12 protein-coding genes are annotated in these 12,243 nt (G+C 47.9%); 5 read left to right on the forward strand and 7 right to left on the reverse strand.

Annotated features, from left to right (window positions below; translation table 11 throughout):
- Positions 1–11: 11 nt before the first annotated feature.
- Positions 12–1,607 (reverse strand): hydrogenase iron-sulfur subunit, encoded by a 1,596-nt coding sequence (locus tag QHH00_04400; GenBank protein ID MDH7508623.1) that lies wholly within the window; start codon positions 1,605–1,607, stop codon positions 12–14.
- A complete protein-coding gene (locus QHH00_04405; protein MDH7508624.1) occupies positions 1,604–3,352 on the reverse strand; it encodes a CoB--CoM heterodisulfide reductase iron-sulfur subunit A family protein in 1,749 nt (582 codons plus the stop codon). The genes QHH00_04400 and QHH00_04405 overlap by 4 nt, the downstream gene beginning before the upstream one ends.
- Before the next feature lie 346 nt (positions 3,353–3,698).
- On the opposite strand from QHH00_04405, the gene QHH00_04410 reads away from it, so the two are divergent.
- From QHH00_04410 to QHH00_04420, 3 genes are all read left to right on the forward strand, one after another.
- Complete coding sequence (locus tag QHH00_04410; protein ID MDH7508625.1) at positions 3,699–5,270, forward strand: aldehyde dehydrogenase family protein; 1,572 nt, start codon at positions 3,699–3,701, stop codon at positions 5,268–5,270.
- A 281-nt stretch (positions 5,271–5,551) separates the two neighbouring features.
- A complete protein-coding gene (locus tag QHH00_04415; GenBank protein MDH7508626.1) occupies positions 5,552–6,181 on the forward strand; it encodes a hypothetical protein in 630 nt (209 codons plus the stop codon).
- Positions 6,182–6,261: 80 nt separating this feature from the next.
- On the forward strand, positions 6,262–7,371 hold the full coding sequence (locus tag QHH00_04420) for a GTP-binding protein (GenBank protein MDH7508627.1): 1,110 nt from the start codon (positions 6,262–6,264) through the stop codon (positions 7,369–7,371).
- Positions 7,372–7,522: 151 nt separating this feature from the next.
- Here the strand turns inward: QHH00_04420 and QHH00_04425 are convergent, their stop codons facing one another.
- The gene (locus QHH00_04425; GenBank protein MDH7508628.1) at positions 7,523–7,900 is read right to left on the reverse strand and encodes a DUF134 domain-containing protein; all 378 of its coding nucleotides are present in this window, start codon (positions 7,898–7,900) and stop codon (positions 7,523–7,525) included.
- 370 nt (positions 7,901–8,270) lie between these two features.
- On the opposite strand from QHH00_04425, the gene QHH00_04430 reads away from it, so the two are divergent.
- Both QHH00_04430 and QHH00_04435 read left to right on the forward strand, forming a co-directional pair.
- On the forward strand, positions 8,271–8,564 hold the full coding sequence (locus QHH00_04430) for a hypothetical protein (protein MDH7508629.1): 294 nt from the start codon (positions 8,271–8,273) through the stop codon (positions 8,562–8,564).
- A gap of 2 nt (positions 8,565–8,566) precedes the next feature.
- Positions 8,567–8,800 (forward strand): DUF5320 domain-containing protein, encoded by a 234-nt coding sequence (locus QHH00_04435; GenBank protein MDH7508630.1) that lies wholly within the window; start codon positions 8,567–8,569, stop codon positions 8,798–8,800.
- A 222-nt stretch (positions 8,801–9,022) separates the two neighbouring features.
- Here the strand turns inward: QHH00_04435 and QHH00_04440 are convergent, their stop codons facing one another.
- The 4 genes from QHH00_04440 to QHH00_04455 all read right to left on the reverse strand — a co-directional run bounded on the left by QHH00_04440 (position 9,023) and on the right by QHH00_04455 (position 12,009).
- Entirely contained in the window at positions 9,023–9,370 is a 348-nt protein-coding gene (locus QHH00_04440) for a cupin domain-containing protein (GenBank protein MDH7508631.1), read from the reverse strand.
- A gap of 303 nt (positions 9,371–9,673) precedes the next feature.
- A complete protein-coding gene (locus tag QHH00_04445) occupies positions 9,674–10,549 on the reverse strand; it encodes an AAA family ATPase (protein ID MDH7508632.1) in 876 nt (291 codons plus the stop codon).
- A gap of 20 nt (positions 10,550–10,569) precedes the next feature.
- Positions 10,570–11,436 (reverse strand): ATP-binding protein, encoded by an 867-nt coding sequence (locus QHH00_04450; GenBank protein MDH7508633.1) that lies wholly within the window; start codon positions 11,434–11,436, stop codon positions 10,570–10,572.
- A gap of 183 nt (positions 11,437–11,619) precedes the next feature.
- A complete protein-coding gene (locus tag QHH00_04455) occupies positions 11,620–12,009 on the reverse strand; it encodes a NifB/NifX family molybdenum-iron cluster-binding protein (GenBank protein MDH7508634.1) in 390 nt (129 codons plus the stop codon).
- Positions 12,010–12,243 lie beyond the last annotated feature (234 nt).

Here is a 12,243-nt window from a genome sequence, read left to right on the forward strand (position 1 = left end):
CACATAAGGTTTTACAGACCGAGGCGCTTCGCCAAATACGTTACGTAGTCCTCCATAGGAATGTCGATGAGGGACCTGTCGACATCGACTTCCTTCGAGACAGCACAATCGAGATGAATCCTGCATTTAGGGCACATCGTGAGAAGCCGACGAGCACCAGTTCTCTTGGCTTCCGCAATCCTGTCGAGCTGCATCTGCTTCGCTGGTCTCCCGCAGGTGATCCAAGCGGAAACGCCGCAGCACTGCGCCTTGTCCCTTGTATTTGCCATCTCCCTCACCTCAACGCCCACTTCCCTGAGAATATCACGAGGCTCGTCGTACACCCCGAGATGTCTCCCGAGACGACATGGATCGTGATAGGTCACTGAATCCTCTTCGTCGGTCGCTGGTTTAAGTTCAAGTTTCCCCTCGTCGATGAGGTCTGCGAGGAACTCGGTGAGGTGCATCATTTCGAAGTCTTGATCACCCAGTATGTCCTGATAGTCGATATTGAACGTCCTGTAACATTCTGGGCATGAGAAAATGACTTTTTTCGCGCCAGCGTTCTTGATCATTTCGATGTTTTTCTCCATCAGCTTCTCAAAATTCTCGTTATCGCCTGCCCAGTTGAGGTCGTGTCCACAGCACACCTCGTCGTTACTGACAACTGGTACGACACCTGCGTGGTTGAGAATTTTGATCGCTGAAACCGCTGTGCCAGTTAGATTGAGGTTACGGTCGTAGAACACGGCATCGAGGTGCGGTGCACACCCCACGAAATATAAAATGTCACCTTTGTCGGCGATCTTCACATCATTGGGCACCCAATCCAGTCGATTCTGTTTCTCGGTGTGTGCCATCACACGCATCATGCTCTGGAGTAGTCCGCCCTGGGAGCATTCTGGTTCGTTGCCGAGCATGATCGCCTCGGAACGCATACCTTGAATGAAACCGGAATAATCGACTTTGTAGGGGCACATCGAGTTGCACATTTCACAGGTAATGCATGACCAGATGTCCCTGTCCTTGCTCAAGCTGTCCGAGACGCCCTCAAGTGCCCTTAAAACGATGACACGGGGCGCGAAATTTGGATCGAAGCGTGCGACGGGGCATACCGATGTACACTTCCCGCATTCAACGCAGTCATGTGCGCCGGTGTCCGCTATCAAATCGTCGATGGCCTTTTTGTCGAATTCCATCACTTCTCTTCTTTCGATCTTGGGGACTGGGTTGGGGCCCATGGCCTTTAGATCATTATACATGCTGTTGATCAAGTTGAGGAACTTGTACTTCTCGGAGGCAGAAAGCCATTCGCATCTTAACCTCTCCTCACCCAGACCTGTATATCTAAGAAGCTTTCTCACGGCTTCGATGCGCTTCAGCGCATGCTTGTTTCCGTCAGTGTAGTGGCAATCGTCGATTCTGCATCCCACAACGGCGACACCGTCAGCACCGCATTCGAAGGCTTTCATCATGAATGCTGGCTCAACACGTCCAGTGCACATGACTCGGATGATCTTAACGCCTGGAGGGTAACTCAGGTGGTGCACGCCCGTGAGAGTTGCTGCTGGATAACCGCACCAGCTACATGCAAAGACGAGTATTGTCGGCTCAAAATCATTGCTCATTCTTCCACCTCCTGGATGAGTGAGCAAATGATCGATTCGATCTGTTCTCGCTCGTAATGGCTCACGGTCATCGCTTTATTGCAGCAGGCGGCGGCGCATGCCCCGCATCCCTCACAAAGATATTCATCAACTACTGCGACACGCCCTCCGTCCTTTGGAACAAGGGATATCGCCTTGAACACGCACACCTCAGCGCATCGCCCGCATCCGCGGCACCGCTCCTCGTTAACCTTCGCCGTGATCCTCTCAATATTGATCTTCCCTGCGTCGAGGAGCGCAATGATCTCTTGTGCAACGGATTTTGCATCATCGATGGAATATCTGATACCTTTAGGACCTTGTGCACAGCCCGCGATATAAACGCCGCGGCGTATCTGTGGCGGTAGCATCGGGTTGACATCTTTCATGAAGTTATCGATATCTGTCTGTATGTGGAGCATCTTGGCGATTCTGTCAGATCCTTCGCTTGGCTCCTGCCCCACCGCGAGAACTACGAGGTCGCTCTCTATATTGAGTACAACGCCAGCATCAGTGTCCTCCGCCCTAATCAACAGTTTTCCATTTTCAGGAATGATCTCAGCGACCTTGCCACGAATGAAATTAATGCCAATTTCTCTCGCATCTGTATAAAATTCCTCAAATCCTCTATACGGACCCCTGAGATCGATGTAGTGGATATACACTTCAGTTTCTGGATGTAATTTCTTGACCTCTTTTGCAATCCCGATTGTGTATGTGCAACAAACGAGGGAGCAGTGTAGATTGCCTTTGGACTTGTCTCTCGAACCGACACATAAGACAAAGTTGATAGTCTTCGGGATTTTTCCATCGGAAGGTCTTCGTACCCCTGTGATATCAGCGTGCCGCATAATGTCGATGAATTCCATGGAGGTCATGATGTCCTTACTCTCGCCGTAAGAGTACGAGGGTATCCTACGGGGATCGAAGGTCTTCGATCCTGTTGCGACGACGATCGCGCCGACATCGAACTCTTTTTCAGTACCATTCTGGACGACCTTTACATGTCTGTTCCCAAACCCTCCTGTGATCTCTTTTACCTCAGTGTTTAGCATGACTTCGATAAAGGGGTTTCTTTCGACGTCCTCGATCTTAGGTGTAAAGATGCACTCCTTGCAATACTGCATGCAGCATATCCCGCAATTATGTGTCGGAAACGTTGTCGCGAGTTTGTAAGCCCTCCCCCCGAGCTCCCCCTCCCTCTCGACGAGATAGACCTTGTGACCTGCTTTGGCGATTTCAAGCGCAGCCGCCATGCCCGCCACGCCACCTCCGATGACCAGAACGGAGTCCTTGATCGGAATCGTGATGTCCTCTAGTGGTTTTAGGCGTCTAACCCGTTCGAGACCGCCGAGCATAAGGGACTTCGCCTTTCTCGTCGCCTCCGCCTTGTCAGGGTGAACCCATGCACACTGCTCTCTGAGATTGACCATTTCAAAGAGATACTTGTTCATTCCCGCTGAGGCGAGTGCACTCCTAATCGTCTCCCCCTGGATATTGGGGATCGCCCCACCGATGAGAATCCTGTCAAATTTCTTGTCCAGGTATTTGCCGATAAGAAAATCGATCCCTTCCCTCGAAGAGAGCTCATCGAAAATGTCCACATCGACGACATCCTCAAATTGGCGCAAGAAGGCTGCGACCTCTTCAAGGTCAATGCGGTCACTGATCTCTCCCTTTTCCCTGCACAAATAAATGCCGATCTTGCCCTCCTTTTTCTCCTCCATGGTGACCAACCCAGATCATTAAGGAATTAAGCCTTCCGACTCTTCATAGGATTGTTAAGACCTGTAGCGAGGGAATCTTATTTTATCGTTTTCATCGATTTCATCACTACTACCGAAAATTCCCGATAATCGCTCATTTTTTATTCGCAGGGACATCGATAACGCATGATTTTCAACCTTGTTCAATGACACAATCTCTCGTGTGTATTAAATTTTGAATTCTTGGAAAGCACCTAGTTGCTTTTTTTTAAAAAATAGACTGGATTTTGGGTAATAATAAACATTTCTGTTCGAAATCCTTATTAAAGGAAAGCTCTCATGTTTGATCCAGGAGTACTGATTTGATATGACTTTTACAAATGAAAAGACTTTTGAAAACGCACTCAAGGCGAAAAAAATTGAGGAGGTTCACCTGGCGTATGAAGAAGCACTTGATTCAACGCCACTCGGTGTTTCGTTTCCAAATATCATAGGCGGAGTTGAGAGAGAAGCGCAGGGGGGTTTTGAGGACAGGAGTCCGATTGATCGTTCAATCCTGCTCGGCCGTTTTCCACGCTCTACATCTCATGATGTGAACGAAGCTGTCAGGGCCGCTGGTGAAGCATTCAAGGAATGGTCGGAGACTGACTGGCACCTACGGGTTTCTATATTCAAAAAAATTGCTAGCATCATGAGAAATGAGAAGTTCTTGCTTGCTGCGGCTGTGACACTCGATAATGGTAAGAACAGGTATGAGGCGGTGGCTGATGTCGATGAGGCGATCGATTTCATCGAATTCTACTGCGACCAAATGGTTCGTCATGACGGTTTCGTCGTCGAGACACTGATGGCTTACGAGGGCGAAAAATCGCTGAGCGTCATGCGCCCATATGGAGTATGGGCGGTTATCTGCCCTTTCAATTTTCCAGCTGCTATCACAACGGGCATGGCGACGGCCGCGATGATCACTGGGAACACCGTCGTCATTAAGCCGTCGTCATTAGCACCACTTCCGGTCTATATGATCTGTCAGATCATGCGGCTTGCCGGATTACCTCCCGGTGTAATCAATTTCGTTGCTGGCCCAGGTGCGGAAGTGGGAGATGCTTTAATCCACCATCCTGGGGTAAGTGGAATCGTCTTTACGGGGTCAAAGGAAATCGGATACAGCATCATCCATTCTTCAATCAATCCATGGCCGAGACCTGTTATTGCTGAGATGGGCGGCAAGAATGCGATCATTGTCTCTTCGAAGGCAGACCTTGATGACGCTGTCGATGGTGTTGTGTCCTCAGCTTTCGGGTACGGTGGACAGAAGTGCAGCGCCTGTTCACGGGTCATCGTGTTCGAGGATGTTGCTGATGCGTTTATCAAAAAAATGATCAAAAAGACACAAGCGCTCAAGATCGGGGATCCGAGAGAACGCGATGTTTTTCTTGGACCCGTCATTAGTGAGAAAGCGGCTAACGATTTCGTCAAGTTTGCAGATATCGCAAAGGCTGACGGAAAAATCCTTGCCGGCGGGTCGAGAATTACTGGTGGCATTTTTGACAGGGGCCACTATGTCGAGCCAACGATTGTTGCAGATCTCCCCAACGATCACTTCCTTATTAGGAATGAGCTCTTCCTCCCTTTCCTGTGCGTGCAACGAGTTCCGAACCTAGAGGAAGCGGTGAGAAGAGCAAATGAGGTTGAGTATGGTCTTACGGGAGGGATTTTTACAACCGATGAGGGGGAGATTGATTATTACTTCGATCACACTGAGGCAGGGGTACTTTATGCAAATAGAAGGCGGGGTGGCTCGACGGGTGCGATGGTTGGCGCCCAGCCTTTTGGCGGTTGGAAAGCGAGTGGATCAACTGGAAAAGGTGCTGGTGGTCCTTACTACCTTATCCAATTCATGAGGGAGCAGAGCAGGACACGGTGCGAAAAAGTGTGATACATCATCCTACGGATCATTTCTCGTACGTTTTTTTCGTTTTTTTTGGGTTGCGTCAAATACCCATAATAATGTTTTGTCCCTGATTACCGAGTCATCCTGCCGATAGCCGGCGCCAAAATCCTGACTCCTTTTATGACTTTACTGAACGAAAATCGTCCTTCCTTGGTCAAAATAATCCAAGGTGGGGAAGCAGAAATCGTCGCGATACATGAGGGATCATGCATGATATTATATTTTTGACTCCATCCTTTAATATTTGAAAAATCAATCATCATTTGATGAAGAATGCTTGTGTCATTGAGGTATCATATATTGATCCAGAGGCATACGTCAGTCTCGTAAATCATGATCTAAGGAAGCAAATTCTCAAAACTCTTTACAGAAGGGCACTGGATTCGCCCGTTTCAAAGCAAGAGTTAGCCGATTTGATCGGTGTTAACTACCATCAACTCGTATACCAGTTGAACAATCATTTAAGGGAGTTTTGGACAGTCGCTTCTGAGAAAAAGGTGAGGGGAACGCGGATGGAGTTGATCGCGCCCTTACATCGAAATTCGATCTTCATTACCTTTGGAAAAGAGAATACGATTTATCTCGTCGATCCGCTCGCAGGACTCTTCGGATCGTTGGCAAAGGTCGGGACGCGATGCGATTCCTGTACGGAGGGAGAGGCAATGAAATGTCTCGAACATATCAAGAAGTGTTCTTGCGCATCGGTCATCAATAAAGTCGAGAAGGAGATTTTGATTGGAAACCAGAGAAAGCAACCTTTCAGGCCTATCGATCACGCGATTGTCTGCGCGCTCAGGGGGATTTCAAAAGGGGAAAAATGTGTGATCACAATTCCGTGTGAGAATTGCGCTTATATCAATAGGTTCGTAAAGCTTGAGGGACTGGCTGGTCGCTAGGAGGATCGCGATCTTCAATATTTGACTTATCGGCAATTTATTTAGTCATTGAACGATTTGCCCTGCCGGTGAGCAACAACATGACAGGCGATGAACTTCGCAATCCAGTTAGAATTGCAATCATCGGCGGTTTCCTCGGTGCTGGCAAGTCCAGTATGGCAATGGCTGTCGGGAAATTTTTGATGGAAAAGGAAAACGCCCTAGTTGCAGTCATTACAAACGACCAGGGCAATGTCCTCGTCGACACCGAATTCATGCGCAGCGGTGGGTTCGATGTGGAAGAAATCCGTGGCGGTTGCTTTTGTGTGAATTTTGAGGAATTTGTTAGGGATGCCCAACGACTCGCCTTCACCAAGAGACCCGATCTCATCATTGCTGAATCGATTGGAACGGCGACAAACCTCCTCGCGGCTGTTATCTCGCCTTTGAAGGAGCTATATCCACAAGATTTTGAGATTGCGCCATTGTTTGTCGTTGTCGACTGTCAAGCTACCTACGAATCACTTAATCGCAAAGAGGACTCCTCCACTTTGGCAAGTCTCATCCCAGTGCAACAGATCAAGGAAGCAGAGATCATTGTCCTGTCAAAATGTGACCTCGTCGAAGGGGGGCAACTGGACGCGGTTATTGAGTATATCAAAAACCTCAATCAAGAGGCGATGATTATACCCTACTCTTTCATCACGAAAATGAATGTGGAAAGAATTGCGGAGTTGATGATCTCAGAAAAAAAGAGCACAAAGAAACCTCTCGAGGTCGATCAGAGGATTTTCGCCAGGGAAAAAGCGATGCTCGGCTGGTGCAACTACAGCGCTGAGGTTAGGGCGGACGAGCGCGTAGACGCGCGGACTTTTCTCATAGAAATAATGAAGGGAATTGCGGAGCACTTCGAGAGCAACTCACTAGCGCATGTGAAGGCAATTCTTTCATCGACGAGAAGCACGATGAAATTGAGTCTTGTCGGGGATAGGTTGAGAATCGACGATTTGAGGGGTGAGCGATTTTTCATCGGCGAAGGGAAGCTTGTCATCAATGCAAGGGTTTGCTCAACACCGGAGGAATTGAAGAAATCTATCACCACATCTGTGAAGAGTTCTTCGAAGGCGATGCATGTGACAATTCTCAATGAGCAGGAGGTCGCTTTTGTCCCGAAACCGGAAATGCCCTCGAATGTACTCAAGATCCAATAGCCCCTTCTTTAATTTCTTGCTGGTCAATTGATGAATTGAGTCGCAGAGGAGATTCTTTCACCGAATCTTTGAAAAGGAATGTGAAGATTTGATTGACTGATCGAAAGCTCATCACAAGTATTAGTGCTAGATAGTAGTGGAGAAGTTGATATCACTGATTATCTTCTAATTCTCTCTCATCTTCCTTTACTTCCCTCGACTTAGGTTTGAGATCCGCGGGATGCCCAGGTCTAATGAGAAAATTTCCCTCCTCGAGCTGAATCACAGCACCTTCGATGAGTGCTTTAGCGAGTTTGAAGCGGGCCGAATGAAGGTCAAGCCATAGTGATTTCCGTGAAATTCCCATTAGAGAGGCCGCCGTCTCTTGATCAAGACCTTGATAATCGACGAGCCTCACAGCTTCGACTTCTTCAAAACTCATTTTGATGACGCCGATGTGCGGTCTATCTATCGGTCCGAATACCCTGACGATGGGAATTTCTGAGATCCACCGCGGTCCGCGCCTTCTACCCCTTCGTGGCTCGAACATAATCCATCTAGGATGATGTCCAGTAACGTATATTATGATTGCTTCGTAGTACTGTCTTTCGGCTGGGCGAAAGGTATTTTGATCGAGGCAGTTTTTCAAAAAAATCCATTTTTCCCCATGTCACGGGATTCCAACTTTCACTTTCTAGGTCCATTCTAGGATTCTTCAGGTTTTCTCTTCTCAAAGTCCGTCGTGATAGTTCGATGTATGAATCCATGTCTCCGTTATTATGCGCAATATTGGGAAAATTATAAATAATAGTGCGCATTATTGCATAATGTAGATGTTTACGAGGGACGTCAATTATGGCCACTCTACAATGGGCCGTGATTGTCGTCACTCGTGAATATAACGGGAGTAGGAGGTGATAATGATGCCGCGAGGGTTTGGTAGAGGCTACAGGTGGATGTATTGGCTGACTGGACTGCCCGGTTGGGCAAGAGGTGCTTATGCCCCTCCCTATGCAGCCGATGTGCTTTATCCATATGTACCGCCGATGTGGGGTCCGAGGCCATACGGTAGTCCATATGGTCTTACGCCGGAAGAGGAGCTGAGGATGCTCGAAGAGGAGCTCAGCTATCTCGAATCGCAGAAAGACGATCTCGAGCAGGAGATAGAGGAGTTGAAGAAGGAAATCGAAAGGAGAAAGAGAGGAGGTGATTAAAGGTGCCTGGCGGCGATGGAACAGGTCCCCTTGGACTTGGGCCATTGACTGGCCGAAGAGCGGGATATTGCGCTGGATTCCCGGTACCTGGATATGCAAATCCCTACGTGCCTCCTGCCTGGTTTTATTTCCAGGCAGTCCCGCCACGGTACTGGCGATTCGGGCGCATGTTCCGCGGTGGATTCGGTCGGCGATGGGCGTGCCGGTGGATGATGTATTATCCCACAATTTGGTGAACTAGTCCGATGAAGCGCCATTTCTTGGCGCTTCTTCCCTTTTTGTTGTCGCAGTTACGCTTACACCATCTCTCTTCTTTTGTGGCTGAGGGCCCGTAGAGCTTTTGGAGGAAATTGCACTTTCCTAGACACAGGATTGAGCTCGTCGTTGGCTTTCGCTCATTTTCTGATGGCCTTCGGGTTTGATACACACAATTGTGATTTCAACATAGCCCATATTCTTCAGTCTGTGTAGGGAATCATGCAGAGGAATTCGAGAGTCGTTTGACCTACATTTCTGAATTGGTGGACCACGTTTGGCGGAACGAATATGACTCCACCCTCTCCAACCGTCTCCGTTTTTCCACCGCAGAAAATCTCACACTTTCCTTTGAGCACAAAAACTTCATGTTCATATGGATGCTGGTGCAACGGGGAACTTCCTGAAACTGCGACTTCGAAATGCCTCATCGCAAATTTCTCAGCGCCGTCTTCCTTTGTGATCAACCAACGGATCTTTGCACCTTTCGCACCCTCTTCCTTGACGTCCTCTTGTTTTACATCTCTGTGATCGACACACTTGAATGCCATGCGAAATGGATAAACCGTTTGATATTTCAAATTATTTTTTTATGGTTCGTTTTGGTGATTCTGTCGCGTTGTCAACGCCATGAATGCACCTATGGTATACTGGAGGGGTAGAAGATTGAAAAAATGTGACTGGTGGTCTTTCTTGGATTTCGCGAATAGAATTTTGTCGTGGGATGCAGTAACAATTGCCGAATAATGGATGAACAGAAGATCATCAGCTATCTTTGGCTCGTTCGGACTTTGATTCGGGATTTTGAATTATGCGAAAGGAGTTCTTTGACGTGCGCCGGACAGAAGCAAAATTTATCCGCGGTCTCCAATCTTGAGTCTATTCTCAATCTTCGTCCACATGCCCCTTATTTCATTTGATATGGGGCAATCGGTGTATTCGATTAAAGTCATACCTGCGACCATCGCCTTCGTTGCACAATTATCGTAGGGCAATTCTCCGACAACATCGAGACCCTGGCTTTCACAGAATTCTCTTATCTTATTCGCATTATCGGGGTTTATCGACGACTTATTGATGCACACGACCGTCTCGATCCCGAAATGATCTGTCAAATTAAGGACGCGCGCGAGGTCGTGAGCGCCTGAGACCGTAGGTTCTGTGACAGCGAGCACAAGATCCGATCCAGAAATCGCAGCGATTGCAGGACAGCCGATACCAGGCGGACCATCAATAATGATCAGATCCATCCCTTTTTCTATTGCTACTTCCCTGGCCTTCTTTTTTACAAGTGTTACGAGTTTGCCTGAAGCTTCCTCTGCGATTTTCAGCTCGCCGTGAACGAACGGTCCGAATCTTGTTTCGGAGACGATAATTGAACCTGATATTCTGTCGAGCAGTCCGATCGCCTTTTCGCGGCAAACATACTGGCAGACTCCACAACCTTCGCACATTTCATCAACGATGTTGAGGTGTTCATCGATTGCATCGAATCTACAGTATTTTCGACACTCGCCACATTTAGTGCATTTCGTTTCGTCTCTTAAGGCGACTTTCATGCCGTAGAAAGGAAGACGTTGCTTGATTCTTGGATCGAGAATGATGTGGAGATCTGGGGCATCGACGTCGCAATCAGCCATAACGCTGTTCTTCGCGAGCGAAGCGAAGGCAGCAGTGATCGTGGTCTTTCCAGTTCCTCCTTTTCCGCTGATGATCGTGATCTCTTTCATAGTGCATCCTCTTCAATTTCCTATGATTTATCCGTCCTTTCTGACCCTGGAACCAATTCCTCGATCGATTTGTACAGATTGAGGAACAACCGTCTGTATCCCACCAATCTCTTTGTGAAAGGGATGCCGTTTGAATACAATTCTGCGATCTCTTGGCTCTCCTTGATCTTCATAAGAATCGGAATCTTCTCAATTGCACAATATCTGTCGATTCGGTCATCACCTATTCCTTCCCTATTCACCACGACGCCGCATGGAATCCGGAGCCTTCTCGTGACACCAACAGCGAGCTTCAGGTCGTACAAGCCAAATGGCGTCGGTTCCGTTACAAGAATGCAAAAATCTGCACCCCGCATTGCCTCTATGGCCGGACAGGCAACACCTGGTGGAGAATCAAAAATCCTGGGCTTCCTTGATCCTTTTAAAGCAATTGATTTGACTTTTTTGATCACAGGAGTCGCCATCGGCTCTCCAACATCGATCTTACCGACGAATAAGTCGATATTATCAGTCATACCATGATGGATCTCGCCAATCTTTCTGGTACCCTCCGAAATAGCGCCAGTTGGACAAATGAGTTTGCATCCTCCACAACCGTGGCAAAGGTTCTCATAAAAAAGAAGGGTTTTGGATTTGATCACTGCGATCGCATGAAACTGGCAGAAGTCAGCGCACCGGCCGCAGTAAGTACACTTCGTGAGATCGAACTTTGGTGTTCTTGTGACAACGTCCTCGATCCTTTCCAAATTCATTGGGAGAAACAACGCGCAGTTTGGCTCCTCCACATCGCAGTCAACGAGGGTACATTCTGGTAAACTAAATGCGAGGTTGACAGCGACCGTAGTTTTACCGGTTCCGCCTTTCCCACTTGCGATGACGATTTTCATTTTTCAAGAATTCCCTCTTTTTTGATAACTTTTCCATAAGAAAAATAGGGGTTCATCCAGAACCATGTGCCTTGCGAGACAAGTTTCCATCCTCGAAACGACCAATCCTTCGGATTCATCATAGTTTTTTCCTTTCCAGCGCGTCCTCCAGATCTCTTAGCATCTATTTATCCTCGATCCGATTCAACATGAATGATGTTTGGATTGTATACTATGGTGTTCGTGCTCCCTGCATGCGTCGTCGGCACCTGCAATAGCCAGCTTTCCTTGCTTAAACATCGCCAGAGTCTCTTCGACCGTTCCGCGAGCACCTGTATAAACCTTGATTCCAAGTTTCTTGAAAATCTCCAGCGCTCTCAAACCCAGACCTGACACAAGGATTGCATCTGCACCCGCTTTCTTGATTAACTCAGGCGGAAGACCTACGCCGCCTCTGTGTTCGCTTGTGTTTTCGATGACCTTGATCTCATTGGTTTCTGTATCAATGATCGTGTAGGTTGGTACCTTACCAAAATGCTCTCCGACCATTTCATATATCCCTCTGTATCCCATCGTGGGAATACATATCTTCATGATTACACCTTCCTCCCAGATCTTTCTAAAGATTCTCAATAAATTCAATGAATTCTGTACTATCTTCTCCCCGCGCGCATTCCAGCGTGTGCTGCCGATGTTGGTCCCGAAGCTGGTTGGAGCTCATTTTTAATGAATTTTTTCACGGCATCCCTGACCTTGCCGCTTGCGCCTGTGTAGACCTTAATCCCAGCTGCCTGCAATACTTGGAAAGCGTTCGGACCGACGCTGCCA

It is taken from the genome of Methanomassiliicoccales archaeon (genome assembly GCA_029907465.1).
In the GTDB taxonomy this organism is placed as follows: domain Archaea; phylum Thermoplasmatota; class Thermoplasmata; order Methanomassiliicoccales; family JACIVX01; genus JACIVX01.

Excerpts from the sequence above, each read along its gene's own strand:
- QHH00_04400 (MDH7508623.1), bottom strand. The coding sequence starts at position 1,607 with ATGAGCAATGATTTTGAGCCGACAATACTCGTCTTTGCATGTAGCTGG.
- QHH00_04405 (MDH7508624.1), bottom strand. The coding sequence starts at position 3,352 with ATGGAGGAGAAAAAGGAGGGCAAGATCGGCATTTATTTGTGCAGGGAA.
- QHH00_04410 (MDH7508625.1), top strand. The coding sequence starts at position 3,699 with ATGACTTTTACAAATGAAAAGACTTTTGAAAACGCACTCAAGGCGAAA.
- QHH00_04415 (MDH7508626.1), top strand. The coding sequence starts at position 5,552 with ATGAAGAATGCTTGTGTCATTGAGGTATCATATATTGATCCAGAGGCA.
- QHH00_04420 (MDH7508627.1), top strand. The coding sequence starts at position 6,262 with ATGACAGGCGATGAACTTCGCAATCCAGTTAGAATTGCAATCATCGGC.
- QHH00_04425 (MDH7508628.1), bottom strand. The coding sequence starts at position 7,900 with ATGTTCGAGCCACGAAGGGGTAGAAGGCGCGGACCGCGGTGGATCTCA.
- QHH00_04430 (MDH7508629.1), top strand. The coding sequence starts at position 8,271 with ATGATGCCGCGAGGGTTTGGTAGAGGCTACAGGTGGATGTATTGGCTG.
- QHH00_04440 (MDH7508631.1), bottom strand. The coding sequence starts at position 9,370 with ATGGCATTCAAGTGTGTCGATCACAGAGATGTAAAACAAGAGGACGTC.
- QHH00_04445 (MDH7508632.1), bottom strand. The coding sequence starts at position 10,549 with ATGAAAGAGATCACGATCATCAGCGGAAAAGGAGGAACTGGAAAGACC.
- QHH00_04450 (MDH7508633.1), bottom strand. The coding sequence starts at position 11,436 with ATGAAAATCGTCATCGCAAGTGGGAAAGGCGGAACCGGTAAAACTACG.
- QHH00_04455 (MDH7508634.1), bottom strand. The coding sequence starts at position 12,009 with ATGAAGATATGTATTCCCACGATGGGATACAGAGGGATATATGAAATG.